Here is a 21,321-nt window from a genome sequence, read left to right as displayed (position 1 = left end):
CCGGGGCATCGTCCGATTGGACGAGAGTTCGTTCGCACGCTCTGCGAAACTTTCCCCGGCTAAGTACTTCCACCGATGCCAGCGGACGGAGCGGCCCGTAAGCTTGGCGTCGCGATGCTAAATCGCATGGAGGACGGAGCGTGTTGATGGAGACAAAATGGGCCCCTGAAGAGGGCCAGGCCGCGAGTGAATTGCCGGACATGAACGTCGCGCAATTCAGCGAGCTTGCCGCGCGTATTTATCAGGGCCCGCTGGAAAGCACCCCCTGGGCCAGCGCACTTGAACTGATTCGTACCTCGCTCGGCGCGAGCTACGTGACGCTGATTCTGCGTTCGCCTTCGAGCGACCGGCGCGGGCTGATGGTGCATGCGTCGGAAATGGGCACGGGCGTGCCGGGCGAAGCGTCGTACAACAACTACTACTATTCGCTCGATCCGTTCGTCGGTTTGCCTGCGGATCGCGTGGTGACCGTCGACGAGGTATTCGGCGACACCGGCTGGCTCACCAGCGAGTTGTACAAGCAGTTTCTGAAGCCCGCCGATATCCGCTACATCATGGGCGCGGATCTGCGGACGGAGTCGGGCGTCGAGTGTCGTTTCCGCGTGTGCCGCAAGCACAGCGCGACGCATTTTTCCGCGCGCGACAAGGCGTTTTGCGCGTTGCTGTTGCCGCATTTGCGGCGCGCGGTCGAATTGCATTCGCGGCTCGATATCGTCGAATCGGAGCGCACGCTGTACGCGAGCGCGATAGACCGGATGCTGGTGGGCACGGTCACGCTCGACGAGAGCGGCGCGATCATGCGCACCAATAGCGTGGCCGACGAAATCCTCGCGCAAGGCAATGGGCTGCGTATCACGCACGGCAATGTCGAGGCGACGGACGCGCAGGAGAACCGCAATCTGCAACGCCTCGTGCGTCATGCGCTGATGGGACACTTCGGCACCGCTGCGCCGATCGTGGAAGCCATGCCGATCACGCGCGGTTGCGACAAGCCGAAACTCGGCGTGCTGGTGCGCACGATTCCGCTGTCGGACTGGTCCGAGGACAACAAGCGGCGGCCGGCGACCGTGCTGTTCTTGCGCGACCCCGATCGCAAGTCGCAAGGCTCGCAGGAGATCGTGCGCAAGCTGTTCGATCTCACGCCGGCGGAGACGTCGCTGGCGTTGCTGCTGACCAATGGTTTGACGCTTGAAGAGGCCGCTGACGAGTTGGGGATCAGCAAGAACACCGCACGGGCTCATTTGCGGGCGATCTTTTCGAAGACCGGCGTGACGCGTCAGGCGACGCTCGTGCGGATTCTGCTGGGTAGCGTGGTGCCGCTCGGTTAAGGAAGCACGAGACACACGAGACACAAGAGAAACACAAGTTGCTTGCGGCTCGCAGTGCCTGTTTCGGCAACGCACTGCGGGCAGTTTCGACTGAACTTCAATTCTTCAATTAACTGACGCGCGCGTATCCGGCGCGCGTCAGTTAAACCTCAACCCACGCGCTTCTGCGACAGCACCAGCAGCGCACCGTTTTTATCTTCCAGCACCGCGCGCAATTCATGCGGACCTTGCTGCACCGGCACCCGCACTGAAGCGCCAGCCGCCACGACGCGCGCCATTGCCGCATACAGGTCGTCGTTCTCTTCCACGCGAAACACCAGCGCCGGGCGTTCGACGATCCGTTCCTCGCCCGCGACCAGGGCGATGGTCAGCCCCACGCCATCGAGCGCGCAATAGCGCTCGCCGTCACGGAATTTCACCGCCAGTCCCAGCCCGTCGACAAACAGCGGCAGTGCCGCGTCGATCGAGTCGACCGGGTACAGCATTATCGAAGCCTTCATTGCATGGCACTCCCATCGTTGAGCGTTGTCGTTCGCGTTGTTTTTGATTGACCGCGCTTCGATCGTAGCGCCGCGCGCACGCGTCGCACGAGGTCCAATCGGACTAGCCGCCACGCAAAAAACGGCCTTAAAACAGGCCTGAAAACGCTGCCGATAAAAACTTCCCCGCCAAACCCTCGCCGTTAATCCAAACAGACGATGCCGGCAAGCACGCGCGATCTGAAACTGCGTTTCGTGGACCGTCACGATTCCGACCAGGTTCAGCGCCGGATCGCGGGCGGACCGCCCGATTCAGCACAGTCCAAAATTCATGGAGACGCACGCAATGAAGTTTTCTCTGATTTACGAAGCCCAGACCACGGACGCTTCGCGGGAAGGCGATCACCGGGTATTCAAGGAGACCGTCGAGCAGGCCCTGCTTGCCGAGCAGATGGGTTTCGACACCGTCTGGTGCGTCGAACACACGTCGCTGACGAACTACGCGCACATGAGCGCGCCGGAAACCTTCCTCGCCTATCTGGCCGGCCGCACCACTCGCATTGGCCTCGGCCACGGCGTGATCTGCCTGCCGCCCGCGATGAACCATCCGATCAAGGTCGCGGAGCGCGTGGCGATGCTCGACATTCTATCGGGCGGCCGCGTGCATTTCGGCGTCGGCAAGGGCGGCAGCCAGCAGGAGGCCGGCGCGTTCGGCTATGACCTCGCCGAACTGCAGCCGATGATCGACGAATCGATGTACCTCGTGCCGAAGATGTTCGTGCAGGACGAGATCGAGCACGACGGCAAATACATCAAGATCCCCAAACGGCCGATTCACCCGAAGCCGTTCCAGGACCCGCATCCGCCGATGTACATGGCGTGCACCAACAACGACGGCCTGTTGCGCGCCGGACAACGCGGCCTCGGCGCGCTGGTGCTCGGCTTCGGCGGCCCCGATGAAGTGGCGAAGAAAAACGCGCTGTATCGCGAAGCGTGGGCCACCCGCAAGCCGGAAGACCAGGTCGGCTTCCGTCCGACCCAGCATCTGGCCGCGCTGTGCCCGGCGGTGGTGATGAACGACGGCCAGCAGGCTCGCAAGATCGGCATTCGCGGACAACGCTATTTCATGGAATCGCTCGCGTACTGGTACACGGGCGGCGAGCGTCCCGATCCGTCGAGCTGGGGCGACGACCTCGTGAAGGGCAACACCGGCGAAATGGTGATCCGCTCGCGCTTCGCGTCGGAAGAAGTGGTGGTGGACTTCAGCGACCCGGCGCTCTCGATGATGAACCCGAATCACGCGTACGGCACGGTCGACGATTGCATCGGCTACGTGGGCCGTCTGATGGAAGCGGGTGTGGACGAAGTGCTGTTCCTGTGCCAGATGGGCACCGTGTCGCAGGAAGCGCAGCTCGAAACGATCCGCAATATCGGCGAGCACGTGATCCCTTACTTCAATCGCGTCAAAGCGGAGAAGCAGGCTCAAACGCAGGCTCAAGCCGTCGCCTGACGCAACGCGAGCGTGCACCGGCCGCGCGCGGGCCGCTAGTCTCTTCAGACGATGCGACGCGCCGGCCGGCCCTCGAAGATGACCCTGACAGAACAAGCGCGAACTCAGTCGCGCGTAAGACTGGAGCCAGCGCCAACGCGCACGCTCCGCTCGACCTAGGAGACAGCCGTGCATCGAGACAACGATTCGAATACGCTTGCAGCCGAACTGATTGCCCGCGCCGAAGCCCTCGCGCCGGTGCTGGCCGGGCGCGCCGCGCAGGCCGAGGAAAACGGGCGCATTCCCGCCGACACCGTGGCCGATTTTCAGGCGGCCGGTTTGTTCAAGGTATTGCAGCCCAAACGCTATGGCGGCTACGAACTCGATCCGCAAACCTTCTTCGAGATTCAGATGGCGGTGGCGCGCGGCTGCATGTCGAGCGCGTGGGTGTACGGCGTGGTCGGCGTGCATAACTGGCAGCTCGCGCTGTTCGACGAACGCGCGCAGCAGGACGTGTGGGGCCAGGACCCGAGCACGCTGATCGCCTCGACCTATATGCCGGTGGGACGCGTCACGCCGGTTGAAGGCGGCTTCCGCCTGTCGGGTCACTGGAAATTTTCCAGCGGCAGCGAACTGTGCGACTGGGTGTTTCTCGGCGCATTGGTGCCGCCCGCGAAAGACGGCGAACCGCCCGAATACCGCACGTTTTTGCTGCCGAAAAGCGATTACACGATTCAGCAGGACTGGGACGTGCTCGGTTTGCGCGCGACCGGCAGCCACGACATTCTCGTCGACGACGCGTTCGTGCCGGACTACCGCACGCACAAAGCGATAGACGGCATGATGGGCACGAGCCCCGGTCTCGCGGTGAACGACGCGGCGCTGTTTCATCTACCGTTCGCACAGATTTTCGTGCGGGCGGTTTGCACGGCGTGTATCGGCGCATTGCAGGGCGCGCTCGACGATTTCACCGGCTACGCCGCCACGCGCGTGAGCGCCAACAGCGGCGCGAAAACGACCGACGACACCGGCGCGCAAACAGCGTGCGCCAACGCGTCGGTCGCGATCGACGAAATGAAGGTGCTGCTCAAGCGCAATTTCGCCGAGCTGATGGCGGCGGCCAACGGCGGCCCCGAGGTATCGATCGAACGTCGCGTGCTGTTCCGCTATCAATCCGCGCAAGTGGCCGAACGCTGCGCGCAGGCGGCCAATGCGCTGCTGCGTTACGCGGGCGGCAACGGCATCTATCACCGCAATCCGCTGGTGCGGCGCTTCCTCGATCTGCATGCGGCGCGCGCGCACTACGCGAACAACGTCGACCGGTTTGGACAGAACCTCGGCGCGGTGATGCTGGGACGTCCGAACACCGACTTCTTCGTCTGACGGGCGCCGCCATGAGCGAACAGCAAACGCAGACGCAGGTGTTCGATGTCGTGGTGGTCGGTTCCGGCGCGGGCGGCATGCTGGCCGCTTGCCGCGCGGCCGACCGCGGCCTCTCGGCGGTGGTGCTCGAAAAGAGCGACGTGTACGGCGGCACGACGGCGGTGTCGGGCGGCGGTATCTGGATTCCGTGCAATCACCATATCGCCGAACTCGGCGCGACCGATACGCGCGCGGCGGCGCGTACCTATCTCGACGCCTGCACGCAAGGCGTGACAGCCAGCGACAAGCTCGACGCGTACCTCGACGTCGCGCCGGAGATGCTGCGCTATGTCGAAGCGAATACGCCGGTGCGCTACGAATCGCTGCCGAAGTATGCCGACTACTTTCAGCACCTGCCGGGCTCGATGCCGGGTTATCGCGCGCTCGATCCGTTGCCGGTCGACGGCGCGTCGCTCGGTGCCGAATTCGCGCGGCTGCGGCTGCCTTCGCCGGGCACGCTGATCGGCGGACGCGTGGCGGTGACGTCGAAAGAAGCGCATGTGCTGCTGTCGAAGGCACCCGGTTATATCGGCCTCGCGTTGAAGCAGTTCGGCCGCTACTGGTTCGATATCGGTTCGCGGATGCGCTCGCGGCGCGATCGTCGCCTGACGCTGGGGAATGCACTGGCCGGCGGCTTGCGCCGTGCGTTGCTCGACCGCAAGGTGCCGCTGTGGCTGAACGCGCCGATGCGTGAACTGCTCGAAGCCGACGGACGCGTAACGGGCGTCGTGGTCGAACGCGACGGCCAGGCCGTGCGTGTGCTGGCCAGACGCGGCGTGATTCTCGCGGCGGGCGGCTTTGAACGGAATCAGGCCATGCGCGAACGCTATCTGCCGCATCCGACGCAAGCGGATTGGAGTGCCACGCCGCCCAACAATACTGGCGACGCTATCGCGGCAGGCCAGCAACTCGGCGCACGCATCGCGCTGATGGAGCATGTGTGGGGCGCGCCGACCGTGCATGTCGATCGCGAGGAAAAGCAGCGCGCGCTGTTCGTGGAGCGCAACTTGCCCGGCTGCGTGATCGTCAACGGACTCGGCAAGCGCTTCGTCAACGAAGCGGCGCCCTATTCGGAGTTCGTTCCCGCGATGTATCGCGACCATGCGCAAACGGGCGCGTGCGTGCCCGCGTGGATGGTGTTCGACGCGCGCTTTCGCCGCAACTATCCGTGCGGGCCGATCATGCCGGGTTCGATGATGCCCGACTCGCGGATTCCCGCGGCGTTTCGCTCGCTGCTGTACAAGGCCGACTCATTGGACGCATTGGCCGCGCTGATCGGCGTGGACGCAGCGGGCTTGCGCGACACCGTGGCGAAAATGAATCGCTACGCCGCCAGCGGCGTGGATGAAGAGTTCGCCAAAGGCGGCAACGCATTCGACACCTACTACGGCGACCCGAGCGTCAAACCGAACCCCTGTCTCGCGCCGCTCGACACCGGCCCGTTCTACGCGGTGCGTGTCGACGCGGGCGACATCGGCACGAAAGGCGGGCTCATCACCGACGCGTTCGCCCGCGTGCTGCGCGAGGATGCGTCGCCGATTGCCGGTCTCTACGCGATCGGCAACACCAGCGCGTCGATGATGGGCGCGAGCTATCCGGGCGCGGGCTCGACGCTCGGCCCGGCGCTGACCTTCGGCTACATCGCCGCCAATCATCTCGCCGACGGTAAAGCCGAAGCGCGCGCCGAAGCGAATACCGAAACCAACAGCGAACTCCGCGGAGTCACACCATGACCGAACTCAATGCCCATCCGCTGCGCGCCGACATGCTGCTCGCCATGCGCCGTCTCGCGCGCTCGGTGGCCGTGATCAGTTGCAGCGACGGCGAGCGCCGCTATTCGATGTCGGCCACCGCGGTCGATTCGCTGTCCACGGAACCGCCTTCGCTGCTGATCTGCATCAATCGCAATTCGTCGATCTTTCCGCCGCTCGATCAGGGCGCGGCGTTTTGCGTGAACGTGCTGTCGGCGCAGCATCAGCACATCGCGATCGATTGCAGCGGCCGCCTGAAAGGCGAGGAGCGTTTCAGCACCGGCGACTGGCAACGCTCGGCGAACGGCGTGCCGTTTCTGCTCGACGCGCAGGCTAGTCTGATCTGCACGCAGGACGGCCGGTTCGACTACGGCACGCATGCGATTTTTATCGGCCGTGTGGAGCAGGTGCTGATCAGCGGCGAGGTCGATCCGCTGGTGTATGTGGACGGCGTCTATACGACGGCCACGACGCCCGCGCGTTGCGCGACGGCTTGAACGAGGCACACCGCGCCATGCACGAATCCGCAACCGCCCAGCACGACTTCGCGACACCGGTGGACGCGCCGCTCGTCGTCGACGATGCGGCGCTGATGCGCTGGGACGATGTCTGCGACGTGCTGATCGCGGGCTTCGGCGCGACCGGTGCTTGCGCCGCGCTCGAAGCGGCGGCGGCCGGCGCGAAGGTGCGCATTGTCGAGCGTTTCGAAGGCGGTGGCGCGAGCGCGAAAAGCGGCGGCGTGGTGTACGCGGGCGGCGGCACGCGTTATCAGAACGAAGCGGGCTATAGCGACACGCCCGAGGCGATGTTCGCGTACCTGCAACAGGAAGTGGGCGACGCCGTCTCCGCCGCGACGCTCGAACGCTTTTGCGCGGGCAGCGTCGAGATGCTGCGCTGGCTCGAACGGCTCGGCGTGCAATTCGGCGCGTCGGTGCCGCCGCGCAAGACCTCGTATCCGCAGAATCGCTACTACCTGTACTACTCCGGCAACGAATCAGTGGGCGACGCCGAGCGCGAACATGCGCCCGCGCCGCGCGGTCATCGCGTGGTTGGAGACGGTATGTCGGGCCGCGTGCTGTACGACACGCTGCGTCGCGCGGTCGAGTCGCAACCGTTTATCGACACGATGTGCCACGCCAGCGTGCGCCGCCTCGTGACCGACCGCAGCGGTCGCGTGATCGGCGCGCAGGTCTGGCAGGTCGCGCCGGGTCAGGCGCAGCGCGCGCATAAGCGGCTCGCGCGGTGGGCCGAACGTTTGCATAACGGCATGCCGGCGTGGGCGGATCGCTTGCGCGCCGCGCTGCATCGTATCGAGTTGCGCGAAAGCCGGCTCATCACGATCAAGGCCGACGCGGTGATCCTCAGCACCGGTGGTTTTATCTTCAACCGGCCGATGATCGCGCGCCACGCGCCGCGTTATCTGCCGAACTGGCGGCTCGGCACGACCGGTTGCGACGGCGCGGGCATCCGGCTCGGGGTGTCGGCGGGCGGCGTGGCGACGCGGCTCGAACGCGTGTCCGCATGGCGCTTCATCAATCCGCCGTATGCGTGGGCGCAGGGCTGCGTGGTGGATCGTCGCGGCGCGCGCTTCTGCAACGAGGAAGTGTATGGCGCCGCGCTCGGCCACGCGATGTGCGAAACCCGCGACGGCCACGCGTGGCTGATTCTCGACGCGCGTCTTGTCAGGCACGCATTGCATGAGTGCCGGCGCGGCAAGCTGTGGGCATTTCAAAGCGTGCCCGCAATGCTGCTGATGCTCGCCGGCCGCAAGCGCGGCAAGTCGCTGGACGAACTTGCCGCACGTATGCGCTGCGATCCGGCGGTGTTGAAGCAAACCGTCGCCACTTACAACGCGGCTGCGGTGAGCGGTGTCGATCGCGAGTTCGGCAAATCCGCCGCCATGTTGCAGCCGCTCGCGCACGGTCCTTACTACGCGATCGATATCTCATCGGACAGTCGCATTTTCCCGTGCCCGTCGATCACGCTCGGCGGCTTGCGGGTCGACGAAACGAGCAACGCGGTGCTGTCGGCGCAAGGCGAACCGGTCGCGGGCCTGTTTGCCGCCGGCCGCGCCGCGTGCGGACTCGCATCGAATCATTACGTGAGCGGCCTCTCGCTCGCGGACTGTATCTGGTCCGGCCGCCAGGCGGGCCGGGCCGCAGCGGGCGTGGTTCTCGCGAACCGCACCCATTCCCTGACTGAAACTGACTGACACTGAAAGAGAGAATGAAGATGGGAGACAGACTCAAAGGCAAGATCGCCGTCGTGACGGGTGCGGCGAGCGGCGTCGGCAAACAGGACGCGCTGCTGTTCGCGCGTGAAGGCGCGCGCGTCGTGCTGACCGACGTCAACGAAGAAGCGGGTCGTGCGGTGGCGGCGGAAATCGGCGACGCGGCGCGTTTCGTGCGTCACGACATCACGTCGGAAGCCGGTTGGAACGACGTGTTCGGCGCCGCGCAAACGAACTTCGGCACGCCGGACGTGCTGGTCAATAACGCCGCCGTGCTGTTGCTCGGCAGCATTGAAGACACCACGCTTGAAGAGTGGCAGAACGTGCTGCGCATCAACGCGGAAGGCTATTTTCTCGGCTGCCGTGCGGCGGTGAAGGCGATGAAGGAGAAGGGCGGCTCGATCGTGAACATGTCGTCGGTCGCGGCGTTGGGCGGGCTCGGCGCGTTTTGCGCGTATTCGGCGAGCAAGGGCGCGGTCACCGCAATGACCCGTGCGATCGCCGCGCATTGCAAGACCCAGGGCTATAAGGTTCGCTGCAACACAATCCATCCCGACGGCATTCTCACGCCGATGACCGCGCCGTTCTTCGGTTCGGCGGAAGGCACGCGCGACGCGCTGACGCAATCCATCGATCCGCAAGCGCGCATGTGCCTGCCGGAAGACATCGCGAATCTGGTGCTGTTCCTCGCTTCGGACGAATCGCGCTTCATCAACGGCAGCGAGTATCGGATCGATAACGCGCAGTTGATCATGGGCGTGGCCTGAGTTCGCCCGCCATGGCTGATGCGCGTTTTCACCGGCTCAAAGTGGCGGACGTGATCGCGGAGAGCGCCGACGCGCGCTCTTTCGTGTTCGACCTGCCGCAGGCGCTGCGCGAGGCGTTCAGCTATCGCCCGGGGCAGTTTCTGACGCTCAAGGTGCCGTGCGCCGACGCGAACCTGCAGCGTTGTTATTCGCTGTCGAGCGCGCCGGGTATCGACCTCGCGCCGAAGATCACCATCAAGCGGGTGCGCGACGGCCGCGTGTCGAACTGGATGTGCGACAGCGTGCAGCCAGGCGACGAGCTCGACGTGATGGCGCCAGCGGGCGTCTTCACGCCGCGTTCGCTCGACGGCGATCTGCTGCTGTTCGCAGGCGGCAGCGGTATCACGCCGGTGCTGTCCATTCTGAAATCGGCGCTGGTGAATGGACGCGGCATGCTGACGCTGATCTATGCGAACCGCGACGCGCAGTCGGTGATTTTCGCCGATGAACTGCGGCAACTCGGGCAGCGGCACGCGGGGCGTTTGCGCGTGATTCACTGGCTCGATAGCGTGCAGGGGATTCCGCAGCAGCGTCATCTGGAAGAACTGGCGCGGCCGTGGAGCCAGCAGGAATGCTTTATCTGCGGACCGGCGCTGTTCATGGAGAACGCGTTGGCGACGATGCTGGCGCTCGGCTTGCCGCGTGCGAAGGTGCATGTGGAGCGGTTTGTTTCGCTGCCGGATCTGCCGGATTTGCCGGTAGCCGAGCGTGGCGGCAACGGCGAACCCGGTGTTGCCACCAACGCGATCACCCCGCCCACTGTCGCCGCTACCGCCGTCACCACCGTCACCACCGCCTCCATCGAAACCCAACTCGACGGCGCCACCTTCCACCTCACCAGCGAGCCCGGCGAAACCCTGCTCGACGCGATGTTGCGCGCCGACGTCCCCGCGCCGAACTCGTGCCGCAGCGGCTTATGCGGCGCCTGCATGTGCCGGGTCGTGGCCGGTAGCGTGACCCTGAACGCGAACCACGTGCTCGACGCAGCCGATCTCGCCGACGGCTGGACCCTCGCGTGCAGCGCGACCCCTGCCAGCGCGACGCTGCGCGTGGCTTTCCCCGACTAGGTTCGCGGCGCGTAGGCGCGCCGTTCGTGCGTACGCGTGCCGCGAACCCTCTTCATCGAATTCATCATGACGCTGAACCACATTCTGACGACGCCCGCGTTGATCGCGCACGGCGCCGCGCGCCACGGCACGCGCACCGCGATCGAAACGGCGCAGGGCAATCTCAGCTACGCGCAACTCGACGCCGCCCGCATCACGGCGGCGCGCGCGCTGATCGGCTGCGGTATCCAGCCGGGCGAGCGGGTGGCGATCTGGGCGCCGAACGTGGCGTCATGGATCGTCGCGGCGCTGGCGATTCATAGCGCGGGCGCTGCGCTGGTGCCGATCAACACGCGCATGAAAGGCCTTGAAGCGGGCGCGATTCTCGAAGACAGCGGCGCGCGGCTGTTGTTCTGCTGCGGCACCTTCCTCGGCGACTCGTATCCGGCGATGCTGGCATCGCACCGTCCTGCGTCGCTGGAGCGGATCGTCGTGTTCGACGGAGAAGCGGAGCCTGGCGCGAGCGAGCATCACGGCCGCGACGAAACCTGGAATGCGTTTCTGTTGCGCGCGGCCGGTACGTCGATGGAAACCTTCCGCAGCCGCGAGGCGATGGTGCGGCCCGATACGCTGATGGACATCATGTTCACGTCCGGCACCACGGGCCGGCCGAAAGGCGTGATGACCACGCACGGCCAGAATCTGCGCGCGGTTCACGACTGGGCGCAGATCGCGACGCTGCGCGGCAGCGACCGCTATCTGATCGTCAACCCGTTCTTTCATGCGTTCGGTTACAAGGCCGGCTGGCTCGCGGCGCTGGCGAGCGGCGCGACGGTGTTGCCGCATCTGGTGTTCAACCCGGAGCGCGTGCTCGAACGGATCGTGCGCGACAGGGTTTCGGTTTTGCCGGGACCGCCCACGCTGTATCACGCGTTGCTCGACATGCCGGATCTGGCCGCGCGCGATCTGTCGTCGCTGAGGGTGGCGGTAACCGGCGCGGCGGCGATCGCGCCGAGCCTGATCGAAAGGATGCGCGCGCAACTGGGTTTCGACACGGTGCTGACGGGCTACGGTCTGACGGAATCGTGCGGATTCGCGGCGCTCTGCCGGCGTGGTGACGACGCCGAGACCATTGCGCACACGTCGGGCCGCGCGATGCCGGGCGTCGACATCCGCATTGCCGACAGCAACGGCGCGGCGCTTGCCCCGGGCGAAACCGGTGAAGTGCAGATTCGCGGCTACAACGTGATGCAGGGCTATTTCGGCCAGCGCGAAAACGCCGTCGATACCATCGACGCCGACGGCTGGCTGCACACCGGCGACCTCGGCACGCTCGACGTCAACGGTTATCTGCGCATTACGGATCGCATCAAGGACATGTTTATCGTCGGCGGCTTCAACTGCTATCCGGCGGAGATCGAGCGGCTGTTCAGCGGACATCCGGCGGTCGCGCAGGTGGCGCTGATCGGCGTGCCCGACGAGCGGCTCGGCGAAGTGGGGCACGCGTTCGTCGTGCTGCGCGCGGGCGAGCACGCGAGCGTCGAAGAACTGACCGGGTGGGCGCGCAAGAACATGGCCAACTACAAGGTGCCGCGCTTTCTGTCGCTGGTCGAGCGGTTGCCGGTCAGCGCGGCCGGCAAGGTGCTCAAGTACCGTCTGCGCGAAGGGGCGGGAAATGACGCTGGAAGCGACGCGGAAACCAACGCCGTCAACCACGCCAAAACCCCGGAAAACAGCGCCGCAAGCTAGTCCCAACAGACGATGTAACGCCGCCCCCGCAGCGCCAGAATAAGCCTGACAACAACAGCTTCTGGAGGAGTCGGAGATGATCGAAGTGCGGGCTTTAGGCTACGTCGTCGTGCAGTCGGCTGCGGTCGACACGTGGCGCGATTACGCCGAAAACGTGCTGGGCATGCAGACGCAGAACGCCACGAACGGCGCGCTGTATCTGAAGATGGATGAGCGCGATTTCCGCTATCTGATCGTGCCCGGCGACACCGATCGCTACTTCGCGTCCGGCTGGGAACTGGCCGACGCGGCGGCGCTCGACAACGCGATCCGCGCGCTCGAATTGTGCGGCGTGGAAGCGGTTCGCGCGAGCGCCGACGAAGTCGCGCTGCGCCGCGTGCAGGCGATGGTGTGGTGTGTCGATCCGTCCGGCAACCGGCACGAGTTTTTCTGGGGCATGCGCGCCGATTTCCGCCGCTTCGCATCGCCGCTCGGCGTGCCCGGTTTCGTCACCGGCGCGATGGGTCTCGGCCATACGGTGCTGCCCGCGCCGCAGTTCGACGCCACCGATTCGTTCATGCGCAACGTGATGGGCTTCGAGCTCTCGGACATTTTCCGCGTGCGTTTCACCGACGACCCCGCCGAACCCGAAAAGCGCATCCACTTTCTGCATTGCAGGAACGCGCGTCACCACAGCCTCGCGATCATGGAGATGGCCGTGCCGTCGGGCTGCATTCACGTGATGGCCGAAGTCGATTCCATGGACGAAGTGGGCCGCGCGCTCGACCGTGTCGCCGCGCAAGGCGTGAAGCTTTCCGCCACGCTCGGCCGCCATTGCAACGACCACATGACCTCGTTCTACATGAAGACGCCGGGCGGCTTCGATCTGGAGTACGGCTACGGCGGCCTGACGGTCGACTGGGCGCAGCACAGCGTCTACGAAGCGACCCGCGTGAGCCTGTGGGGACATGATTTCAGCGTGGGATTCCGCTAGACCGATATGAAAACTCTCGACAAACAACTCAGCGCGCGCGACGTCGTCGCGCAACTCGCCGACGGCATGACGATCGGCATCGGCGGATGGGGGCCGCGCCGCAAGCCGATGGCGCTGGTGCGCGAAATCGTCCGCTCGGATCTGAAGGACCTCACGGTGGTCGCCTACGGCGGACCCGACGTCGGCTTGCTGTGCGCAGCGGGCAAGGTGCGCAAGGTGGTGTTCGGCTTCGTCTCACTCGACGTGATTCCGCTCGAACCGCATTTCCGCCGGGCTCGCGAAACCGGCGCGATCGACGTGCTGGAACTGGACGAAGGTCTGCTGCAACTCGGCTTGCGCGCCGCTGCCGCGCGTTTGCCGTTTCTGCCGACGCGCGTCGGGCTCGGCACCGATCTGCTCAAACATGCGCCGCATCTGCGCACGGTGCAGTCGCCATACGGCGGCGAGACCTTGCTCGCCATGCCCGCGCTGGAACTTGACGCCGCGCTGCTGCACGTGAACGCGGCGGACAAGTTGGGCAACACGCGGATCGACGGCCCGGATCCTTTCTTCGACGCATGGTTCGCGCGGGCGGCGGCGAAATGCTTCGTCAGCAGCGAGACGGTGGTCGATTCGCTCGCGAGCAGCGACCTCGATCTCGCGCGCCGCAATACCTTCGAGCGTTCGCTCGTGAGCGGCGTGGTCCACGCGCCGTGCGGTGCGCATCCTACATCGTGCGCGCCGGCTTACGGCTGGGATCTGCCGCAGTTGAAGACGTATTGCGCGAGCGCCGAGGACCCGGCGCAAACGGCGGCCTATCTGCGCGACGTAGTGGGCGCCGACGAACCTGGCTATCTGCAACGCGCAGGCGGCCGGTCCCATGTGGCGGCTTTGCCGTTGCCGATTCTGTAATGGAGCGCAAATGAGCGACTCTCTCGATTATTCCCTCGCGGAACTGATGATTGCCGCCGCCGCGCGTGTCTGGCGCGAAGACGGCGAAGTGCTGGCCACCGGTATCGGCACGGGGCCGCGCCTCGCGGCGGGTCTCGCGCGGCTGGCCTATAACGCCGGCCTGATGCTGACTGATGGCGAGGCGTATCTGGTGGAAAGCCCGGTGCCGCTCGGGCCGCGTGAAGCGGGCTATCGCGTCGAGGCAAGCGGATTGATGACCTACGAGCGCGTGTTCGATTGCGTGTGGCATGGCAAGCGTCATGCGCTGGTCATGCCGACGCAGATCGATCGCTTCGGCCAGGCCAACATCTCGTGGCTCGGCGACGACTACGCGCGCCCGAAAACGCAATTGCTCGGCGCGCGCGGTTTTCCCGGCAACAGCATCAATCACGCGAATTCGTTTTTTGTCAGCGGACATGGCAAGCGCACGTTCGTGGCCGGTGAAGTGGACATGGTGTGCAGCGTGGGCTACAACCCGGCGCGTGAAATTGCCGGCATGCGTGCGTTCACCGATCTGCGCAGCGTGATTACCGATCTGTGCGTGATGGACTTCGGCGGCGCGGATCACGCGGTCCAGGTGCGTTCGTTGCACCCCGGCGTGAGCTTCGACGAAGTGCAGGAGCTGACCGGTTTCGCGTTGCTGGCGCACCCCGAGATGCAGGTGACGCCGCCGCCCACCGCGGACGATCTGCGTATCGTGCGCGCGCTCGACCCCCACAACCTGCGCGCGAGCGTCGTGCGCAATAACCCCGCGCCACGCAGCGTGTGAGGGACGTCATGTCGATCAATCCATCCACGGCGACGACCGACGCCGCCGACGAAGTTGTCGAGTATCGCGTGAGCGACGGTATCGCGACCATCACGATGAATCGCCCCGAGTATCACAACGCGCAGAACTCGAAGATGACGTACGCACTCGACGCGGCGTTCAAACGCGCGTCGAACGACGACGCCGTCAAGGTGATCGTGCTGGCCGGCGCGGGCAAACATTTTTCGGCGGGGCACGATATCGGCACGCCGGGCCGCGATATTCATCAATCGTTCGAGCGCGCCTCGCTCTGGTACGACCACGTCGGCAAGGAAGGCGGCGAGTTTCTGTATGCCCGCGAGCAGGAGGTCTATCTCGGCATGTGCCGCCGCTGGCGCGATCTGCCCAAGCCGACCATTGCGATGGTGCAGGGCGCGTGCGTAGCCGGTGGTTTGATGCTGGCGTGGGTCTGCGATCTGATCGTCGCGTCGGACGATGCGTTCTTCTCCGATCCGGTCGTGCGGATGGGGATTCCCGGCGTCGAATATTTTGCCCATGCGTATGAGCTGAATCCGCGCATTGCCAAAGAGTTTCTGTTTCTCGGCGAACGGATGGATGCGGCGCGCGCGTATCAGATGGGCATGGTGAACCGGGTCGTCCCGCGCGAGCGTTTGCAGGACACCACCACGGAAATCGCCGCGAAGATCGCGCGCATGCCGCGACTCGGATTGACGCTCACCAAGCAGGCGGTGAATCACGTCGAGGAATTGCAGGGCAAGCGCGCGGCCATGGACGCGGCTTTTGCGTGGCATCACTTCGCGCATGCTCATAACGAGCTGGTGAGCGGCGACAAGCTGGGCGGTTACGACGCCCGCAAGATGGCCGACTCGCAACGCACGGACGCGGCCTCAAACGGAGAAGCCGCATGACCGCCGCGCTGCACACGCCGCTGTGCGACCTGCTCGGCTGCCGCTATCCGATTGTGCAAACCGCAATGGGTTGGGTCGCCGACGCGCGGCTCGTCGCGGCCACCTGCAACGCGGGCGGCTTCGGTTTTCTCGCGGGCGCGACGCTCGAAGCCGAGCGCGTGGAAGCGGAGATTCTGCGGGTGAAGGAACTGACGGACCAGCCGTTCGGGATCAACTTCCACATGTTCCAGCCGAACGCGGCGCAAGTCGTCGATCTGGCGATCAAACACAAACTGCGCGCCGTGAGCTACGGCCGTGGACCCGACGCAAAGACGATCCGCCGTTTCAAGGACGCGGGCGTGATGTGCATTCCCACCGTCGGCGCGCCGAAACACGCGCAGAAAGCGGTCGAACTCGGCGCCGACGCGGTCACCGTACAAGGTGCGGAAGGCGGCGGCCACACGGGCTCGATACCCACCACGTTGCTGTTGCCGCGCGTGCTCGACGCCGTCAACGTGCCGGTGATCGCCGCAGGCGGTTTCTTCGACGGACGCGGCCTCGCCGCCGCGCTCGGCTACGGCGCGGCCGGTATCGCGATGGGCACGCGTTTTCTGATGACCGAAGAATCGCCGGTGCCGCGCACGACGCTCGAACGCTACGTGTCGGTCGACGACCCTGCGCGCATTCGCGTTTCGGCCGCGCTCGACGGGTTGCCGCAACGCATGATCGACAACCCCTACCTGCTGCGTCTCGAAGCATTCGGGCCGCTACGCCGCACGCTGTTCGCGCTGCGTACCGCCGAAGCGTGGCGTCGTCAGAGCGGCATGAGTTTCGCGCAGATGGCGTCGCTCGGTTTCAAGGCGTTGCGCGAGCACAGCTACACCGCGAGCCAGACGCTGATGGCGGCGAACGCGCCGTTTCTGATCCAGCGCGCGATCGTCGACGGCGAGCCGGACGAAGGCGTGCTGCCGAGCGGCCAGGCCGCCGCGATGATCGGCGCGCTCGAGTCGTGCGACAGCGTGATTGCACGCATCGTCGACGAGGCCTCGGCGCGGCTCGACACACTCGCCGCGATGCGCGGCATTCCGGTTCACGCGTGAGCCGGCCGAGTCTACAGACACCATTCACCAGGACGGAGACCATGACAGAACCCCTCGACAGCGTCCGCTCGCTGCCGTTCAGGATTGAACGCGAAGGCGGTATCGGCGAGCTGGTGATCGATCAGCCGCCGGTCAATGCGCTCGACACGCGCGGCTGGCAGGCGCTGGCCGATGCGATCGACGCGCTCGGCCGCGACGACAGCGTGCACGTGATCGTGCTGCGCGGCGCGGGACGCGGCTTTTGCGCGGGCGTCGACATCAAGGAACTGGCCGCGCATCCGGAGCGGATCGTCGCGATCAACGCCGGCAATTACGCGACGTTTCGCGCCGTGCACCGCAATCCGAAACCGGTGATCGTCGCCGTGCACGGTTTCGTGCTGGGCGGTGGCATCGGCATCTGCGGCGCGGCGGACGTGATCGTCGCGTCGGACTGCGCGCGCTTCGGCGTGCCGGAAATCGATCGCGGCGCGATGGGCGGCGGCGCGCATTTGCAGCGCATGTTCGGCGTGCAGAAAGTGCGCGCAATGTATTTCACCGGCGACATGGTCGACGCCGCCGAAGCCTATCGCCTCGGCGCGGTGGAACGTGTCGTGCCGCGCGAGCAGTTGCGCCATGCCGCGCTCGAACTCGCGCGCAAGATCGCCGCCAAAAGCCCCGCGATGCTGCAACTCGCGAAAGAGGCGCTGAACGGTGTGGAAGACGGCGACCTCGAAGACAAATACCGCTGGGAACAGGGCTTCACGCTGCAGGCGTATATGACGAACGATTCGACCGAAGCGCGTTCGGCGTTCGTCGAGAAACGCGACGCACAGTTCGATGCCGCCGCATCTCAAGGTGAATCCAAAGGCGGACCACAAGCCGAACCGCAAGCCGGAGCGCGCGCATGAAGCTCGACTACACGCCGGCGCAACGCGCGTTTCGCGCGGAGATTCGCGACTGGCTCGCCGCGCATGTGCCGCGCGAACCGCTGCCGAGTTTCGACACGGAAGCGGGTTTCGCCGCGCATCGCGCGTGGGAACGCACGCTGCATTCGGGCCGCTGGAGCATGGTCACGTGGCCGCGCGAGCTGGGCGGACGCGGTTGCGATCTGATCGAGTGGCTGATCTTCGAAGAGGAATACTGGCGCGCCGATGCGCCGATGCGCGTGAATCAGAACGGCATCTTCCTGCTCGGGCCCACGTTGATGGACTTCGGCACGCCCGAACAGAAAGCCCGCTTTCTGCCGGCCATGGCCGCCGGTGAGCACGTGTGGGCGCAAGGCTGGTCCGAACCGAACGCGGGCTCGGATATGGCCGCGATACGCGCGAGCGCGATCCGCACCGACGGCGGCACGGGCAACGAATACATTCTCAACGGCCAGAAAATCTGGTCGACGCGCGCCGTCTGGGCCGACTGGCTGTTCGGCCTGTTTCGCAGCGACGCGCAATCTACCCGTCACCACGGGCTGACGTTCCTGATGGTGCCGCTGTCCACGCCCGGCATTACCGTGCGGCCGATCCGGCAGTTGAACGGCCACACCGGTTTCGCGGAAATCTTCTTCGACGACGTGCGCGTGCCGGTCGACAACCGTCTTGCGGGTGAAGGCATGGGCTGGCAAGTCGCGATGGCAACCGCCGGTTTCGAACGCGGCCTGATGCTGCGCTCGCCCGCGCGTTTTCAACGCACCGCCGAAGCGTTGCGCGATCTCTACCTCGCGCATCGTGCCGAGGCCGACCGCGATCCGACCTTGCGCGACCGCGTGACGGCCGCATGGATGGACGCGCAGGCCTACGCGTTGTCGACCTATGCCACCGCCAGCCGTCTGCAGAAGGGCGGCCATATCGGCGCGGAGTCGAGCACCAACAAGGTGTTCTGGTCCGAACTCGATCTGCGCATGCATCAGACCGCGCTCGACATTCTCGGCGCGCGCGCCGAGGTGGTGCCGCAAACGCGCGAGCAGCACGCCGCGCTCGGCAACTGGCTCGACGGTTTTCTGTTCGCGCAGGCCGGGCCGATTTACGCGGGCACCAACGAGATCCAGCGGAACATCGTCGCGGAACGGATGCTGGGCATGCCGCGCTCGTGAGGCCGGCGCCGACCGCCGCCGACCGCCGCAACGAGCCCGCCTGCGGGCGCTTAAAGGATTGAGCGAGGAACTATGGATTTCGTATTCAACGAGGATCAGGAAGCACTGGAGAGCAGTGTCCGGCGTTTTCTCATGACGGAGATGACGCCCGAACTGATCCGCGAGTTATGGCACACGCCGACCGGACGCTCGGACGCGCTGTGGCAGATGATCGCCGCGCAAGGTTTGACGGCGGTGTCGGTGCTCGAGGCTCACGACGGCCTCGGTCTCGGCGAAGTGGAATGGTCGCTGCTCGCGCAGACCTACGGCTATTTCGCCGGACCCGAGCCCCTGCTCGATACGGCGCTGGTGGCCGTGGGCCTGCTCGACGGTTTGCCCGCGAGCGGGCCGCGCGACGCGTTGCTGCGCGATATCGCGGCGGGCTCGGCGCGGGTGGCGGTTGCGCATCCGGTGAATCCGTATGTCGCCGACGCGCACGTCGCGCAGGTTCTGCTGGCCGAGCGCGACGGCGAACTGCATTGGCTCACGCCGCACGCGTGCCGCTTGAATGCGGTGGAAAGCGTCGATCCTTCGCGGCGTTTGTTCGAGGTCGACTGGACGCCTTCCGCCGCGACGCGGGTAGCCTCGCGCGAAACGGCCGCGCCGCTGCTGGCCAGCGCGCTGGATCGCGGCGCGTTCGCCGTGGCCGCGCAACTGCTCGGGTTGACGCAGCGCGTGCTCGACGTCGCGATCGACTACAGCGCGCAGCGCAAGCAGTTCGGCAAACCGATCGGCTCGTATCAGGCGCTCAAGCATCTGCTTGCCGACGTCGCGATTCGCTACGAGTTCGCGCGGCCGGTGGTGTATCGCGCGGCCTGCGCGATTGCCGACAACGACCCGCAACGCGCGCTGTACGTCTCTCACGCGAAGCTTGCCGCCACCGCCGCCGCGCAGCTCGCCGCGCGCCACGCCATGCAGGTACATGGCGCGATCGGCTACACGTGGGAACTCGATCTGCAAATTTTCATGAAACGCATCTGGGCGCTCGCGAATAGCTGGGGCGACACGACGTTTCACAAGGCCCGCGTCGCCGCTGCGCTGATCGAAGATCGCGCACCGATCGGCCCGGCCCGTACTTTCGAACTGGAGTCGTGATGAGACAGGCTTATATCGTCGACGCGCTGCGCACGCCGACCGGCCGCCGCAAAGGCGGCCTCGCGCAGGTGCATGCCGCGGACCTCGGCGGCTTTGTGCTGCGCGAACTGGTGGCGCGCAACGCGATTCCCGCCGACGACTACGACGACGTGGTGTTCGGCTGCGTCGATACGATCGGCCCGCTGGCGGGCAATATCGCGCGCACCTGCTGGCTGGCCGCCGGTTTGCCGCTGACGGTGCCGGGCGTGACGGTGGACCGTCAGTGCGGATCGTCGCAACAGGCCGTGCATTTCGCCGCGCAGGCGGTGATGAGCGGCACGCAGGATGTGGTGGTCGCCGGTGGTGTGCAGACCATGACGCAGATTCCGATTTCGTCGGCCATGACGGCGGCCGTGCCGCTCGGTTTCAGCGATCCGTTCTCCGGCAGCATCGGCTGGCGCGCGCGTTTTGGCGATGCGCCGGTCTCGCAGTTTCACGCGGCGCAGCGGATCGCGGATCACTGGAATCTGTCGCGCGAGGACATGGAGCGCTACGCGCTCGAAAGTCATCGGCGTGCGCTGGCGGCGATCGAAGGCGGTTATTTTGCGCGTGAGATCGCGCCGTTCGCGGGCGTCGTGCATGACGAAACGCCGCGCAAGGACACCACGCTCGCGAAAATGGCGTCGCTCGAACTGCTGATGCCGGGCGGCGCGTTGACGGCTGCCGTCTCCAGCCAGACGTGCGATGCGGCCGCCGCGCTGCTGATCGTTTCCGAAGACGCGCTCAAGCGCTACGGCCTGACGCCGCGTGCTCGCATTCACCATTTGAGCGTGCTCGGCGACGACCCGCTGTGGATGCTCACCGCGCCGATTCCCGCGACCCGTCATGCGCTGAAAAAAGCCGGCCTCACGCTCGACGATATCGACGTGGTCGAACTCAATGAGGCGTTCGCATCGGTCGCGCTGGCCTGGCTCGCTGAAACGCGTTATCCGCACGAACGCACCAATCCGAACGGCGGCGCGATCGCGCTCGGCCATCCGCTCGGTGCAACCGGCGCGCGGCTGATGACCAGTCTGCTGCACGAACTCGAACGCACGCAAGGCCGCTACGGCCTGCAAACCATGTGCGAGGGCGGCGGGCTCGCCAACGTCACGATCATCGAGCGCTTGTAGGCGCATAGCAAG

The 21,321-nt window shown here is 65.7% G+C and carries 19 protein-coding genes; 18 read left to right on the top strand and 1 reads right to left on the bottom strand.

Going from position 1 to position 21,321, the window contains the following annotated elements:
* Positions 1-146 precede the first annotated feature (146 nt).
* Positions 147-1,328 (top strand): helix-turn-helix transcriptional regulator, encoded by a 1,182-nt coding sequence (locus HWY05_RS20845; protein ID WP_035555771.1) that lies wholly within the window; start codon positions 147-149, stop codon positions 1,326-1,328.
* 149 nt (positions 1,329-1,477) lie between these two features.
* On the opposite strand, the gene HWY05_RS20840 is transcribed toward HWY05_RS20845, so the two are convergent.
* A complete protein-coding gene (locus HWY05_RS20840) occupies positions 1,478-1,828 on the bottom strand; it encodes a VOC family protein (RefSeq protein WP_035555784.1) in 351 nt (116 codons plus the stop codon).
* Positions 1,829-2,153: 325 nt separating this feature from the next.
* Here HWY05_RS20840 and HWY05_RS20835 point away from each other — a divergent pair, with 325 nt between their 5' ends.
* The 17 genes from HWY05_RS20835 (at position 2,154) to HWY05_RS20755 (ending at position 21,309) form a co-directional block, all read left to right on the top strand.
* A complete protein-coding gene (locus tag HWY05_RS20835) occupies positions 2,154-3,317 on the top strand; it encodes an LLM class flavin-dependent oxidoreductase (protein WP_035555801.1) in 1,164 nt (387 codons plus the stop codon).
* A 168-nt stretch (positions 3,318-3,485) separates the two neighbouring features.
* Positions 3,486-4,679, top strand: coding sequence for a flavin-dependent monooxygenase (locus HWY05_RS20830; RefSeq protein ID WP_176059440.1), 1,194 nt, complete (start codon positions 3,486-3,488; stop codon positions 4,677-4,679).
* 11 nt (positions 4,680-4,690) lie between these two features.
* Positions 4,691-6,451 carry an FAD-dependent oxidoreductase gene (locus HWY05_RS20825; RefSeq protein ID WP_176059439.1) on the top strand — a complete coding sequence of 587 codons (1,761 nt, stop codon included), beginning with the start codon at positions 4,691-4,693 and terminating at the stop codon, positions 6,449-6,451.
* Positions 6,448-6,966, top strand: a complete 519-nt coding sequence (locus tag HWY05_RS20820) for a flavin reductase family protein (RefSeq protein ID WP_176059438.1) — start codon at positions 6,448-6,450, stop codon at positions 6,964-6,966. The genes HWY05_RS20825 and HWY05_RS20820 overlap by 4 nt, the downstream gene beginning before the upstream one ends.
* A 17-nt stretch (positions 6,967-6,983) precedes the next feature.
* Entirely contained in the window at positions 6,984-8,681 is a 1,698-nt protein-coding gene (locus HWY05_RS20815; protein ID WP_176059437.1) for an FAD-binding protein, read from the top strand.
* A gap of 20 nt (positions 8,682-8,701) precedes the next feature.
* Positions 8,702-9,466, top strand: coding sequence for an SDR family oxidoreductase (locus HWY05_RS20810; RefSeq protein WP_176059436.1), 765 nt, complete (start codon positions 8,702-8,704; stop codon positions 9,464-9,466).
* An 11-nt stretch (positions 9,467-9,477) separates the two neighbouring features.
* Complete coding sequence (locus HWY05_RS20805) at positions 9,478-10,572, top strand: ferredoxin--NADP reductase (protein WP_176059435.1); 1,095 nt, start codon at positions 9,478-9,480, stop codon at positions 10,570-10,572.
* Positions 10,573-10,638: 66 nt separating this feature from the next.
* Positions 10,639-12,300 (top strand): FadD3 family acyl-CoA ligase, encoded by a 1,662-nt coding sequence (locus HWY05_RS20800; RefSeq protein ID WP_176059434.1) that lies wholly within the window; start codon positions 10,639-10,641, stop codon positions 12,298-12,300.
* 76 nt (positions 12,301-12,376) lie between these two features.
* Positions 12,377-13,273, top strand: coding sequence for a VOC family protein (locus tag HWY05_RS20795; RefSeq protein ID WP_176059433.1), 897 nt, complete (start codon positions 12,377-12,379; stop codon positions 13,271-13,273).
* 6 nt (positions 13,274-13,279) lie between these two features.
* On the top strand, positions 13,280-14,164 hold the full coding sequence (locus tag HWY05_RS20790) for a CoA transferase subunit A (protein ID WP_176059432.1): 885 nt from the start codon (positions 13,280-13,282) through the stop codon (positions 14,162-14,164).
* Between the two features lie 10 nt (positions 14,165-14,174).
* A complete protein-coding gene (locus tag HWY05_RS20785) occupies positions 14,175-14,972 on the top strand; it encodes a ketoacid CoA transferase (RefSeq protein ID WP_176059431.1) in 798 nt (265 codons plus the stop codon).
* A gap of 8 nt (positions 14,973-14,980) precedes the next feature.
* The gene (locus tag HWY05_RS20780) at positions 14,981-15,880 is read left to right on the top strand and encodes an enoyl-CoA hydratase (protein ID WP_176059430.1); all 900 of its coding nucleotides are present in this window, start codon (positions 14,981-14,983) and stop codon (positions 15,878-15,880) included.
* Positions 15,877-16,959 (top strand): nitronate monooxygenase, encoded by a 1,083-nt coding sequence (locus HWY05_RS20775; RefSeq protein ID WP_176059429.1) that lies wholly within the window; start codon positions 15,877-15,879, stop codon positions 16,957-16,959. Before HWY05_RS20780 ends, HWY05_RS20775 begins: the two co-directional genes overlap by 4 nt.
* Before the next feature lie 41 nt (positions 16,960-17,000).
* Positions 17,001-17,846, top strand: a complete 846-nt coding sequence (locus HWY05_RS20770; RefSeq protein WP_176059428.1) for an enoyl-CoA hydratase family protein — start codon at positions 17,001-17,003, stop codon at positions 17,844-17,846.
* Positions 17,843-19,024, top strand: coding sequence for an acyl-CoA dehydrogenase family protein (locus tag HWY05_RS20765; protein ID WP_035555823.1), 1,182 nt, complete (start codon positions 17,843-17,845; stop codon positions 19,022-19,024). Before HWY05_RS20770 ends, HWY05_RS20765 begins: the two co-directional genes overlap by 4 nt.
* 72 nt (positions 19,025-19,096) lie before the next feature.
* A complete protein-coding gene (locus HWY05_RS20760; protein WP_176059427.1) occupies positions 19,097-20,158 on the top strand; it encodes an acyl-CoA dehydrogenase in 1,062 nt (353 codons plus the stop codon).
* The gene (locus HWY05_RS20755; protein WP_176059426.1) at positions 20,158-21,309 is read left to right on the top strand and encodes an acetyl-CoA C-acetyltransferase; all 1,152 of its coding nucleotides are present in this window, start codon (positions 20,158-20,160) and stop codon (positions 21,307-21,309) included. The genes HWY05_RS20760 and HWY05_RS20755 overlap by 1 nt, the downstream gene beginning before the upstream one ends.
* Positions 21,310-21,321: the final 12 nt, after the last annotated feature.

The organism is Paraburkholderia sp. BCC1876 (assembly GCF_902833695.1).
Lineage (GTDB): Bacteria > Pseudomonadota > Gammaproteobacteria > Burkholderiales > Burkholderiaceae > Paraburkholderia.
This window is presented reverse-complemented; position numbering and strand designations above follow the sequence as displayed.

Excerpts from the sequence above, each read along its gene's own strand:
- HWY05_RS20845 (WP_035555771.1), top strand. The coding sequence starts at position 147 with ATGGAGACAAAATGGGCCCCTGAAGAGGGCCAGGCCGCGAGTGAATTG.
- HWY05_RS20840 (WP_035555784.1), bottom strand. The coding sequence starts at position 1,828 with ATGAAGGCTTCGATAATGCTGTACCCGGTCGACTCGATCGACGCGGCA.
- HWY05_RS20835 (WP_035555801.1), top strand. The coding sequence starts at position 2,154 with ATGAAGTTTTCTCTGATTTACGAAGCCCAGACCACGGACGCTTCGCGG.
- HWY05_RS20825 (WP_176059439.1), top strand. The coding sequence starts at position 4,691 with ATGAGCGAACAGCAAACGCAGACGCAGGTGTTCGATGTCGTGGTGGTC.
- HWY05_RS20820 (WP_176059438.1), top strand. The coding sequence starts at position 6,448 with ATGACCGAACTCAATGCCCATCCGCTGCGCGCCGACATGCTGCTCGCC.
- HWY05_RS20815 (WP_176059437.1), top strand. The coding sequence starts at position 6,984 with ATGCACGAATCCGCAACCGCCCAGCACGACTTCGCGACACCGGTGGAC.
- HWY05_RS20810 (WP_176059436.1), top strand. The coding sequence starts at position 8,702 with ATGGGAGACAGACTCAAAGGCAAGATCGCCGTCGTGACGGGTGCGGCG.
- HWY05_RS20805 (WP_176059435.1), top strand. The coding sequence starts at position 9,478 with ATGGCTGATGCGCGTTTTCACCGGCTCAAAGTGGCGGACGTGATCGCG.
- HWY05_RS20800 (WP_176059434.1), top strand. The coding sequence starts at position 10,639 with ATGACGCTGAACCACATTCTGACGACGCCCGCGTTGATCGCGCACGGC.
- HWY05_RS20795 (WP_176059433.1), top strand. The coding sequence starts at position 12,377 with ATGATCGAAGTGCGGGCTTTAGGCTACGTCGTCGTGCAGTCGGCTGCG.
- HWY05_RS20790 (WP_176059432.1), top strand. The coding sequence starts at position 13,280 with ATGAAAACTCTCGACAAACAACTCAGCGCGCGCGACGTCGTCGCGCAA.
- HWY05_RS20785 (WP_176059431.1), top strand. The coding sequence starts at position 14,175 with ATGAGCGACTCTCTCGATTATTCCCTCGCGGAACTGATGATTGCCGCC.
- HWY05_RS20780 (WP_176059430.1), top strand. The coding sequence starts at position 14,981 with ATGTCGATCAATCCATCCACGGCGACGACCGACGCCGCCGACGAAGTT.
- HWY05_RS20775 (WP_176059429.1), top strand. The coding sequence starts at position 15,877 with ATGACCGCCGCGCTGCACACGCCGCTGTGCGACCTGCTCGGCTGCCGC.
- HWY05_RS20770 (WP_176059428.1), top strand. The coding sequence starts at position 17,001 with ATGACAGAACCCCTCGACAGCGTCCGCTCGCTGCCGTTCAGGATTGAA.
- HWY05_RS20765 (WP_035555823.1), top strand. The coding sequence starts at position 17,843 with ATGAAGCTCGACTACACGCCGGCGCAACGCGCGTTTCGCGCGGAGATT.
- HWY05_RS20760 (WP_176059427.1), top strand. The coding sequence starts at position 19,097 with ATGGATTTCGTATTCAACGAGGATCAGGAAGCACTGGAGAGCAGTGTC.
- HWY05_RS20755 (WP_176059426.1), top strand. The coding sequence starts at position 20,158 with ATGAGACAGGCTTATATCGTCGACGCGCTGCGCACGCCGACCGGCCGC.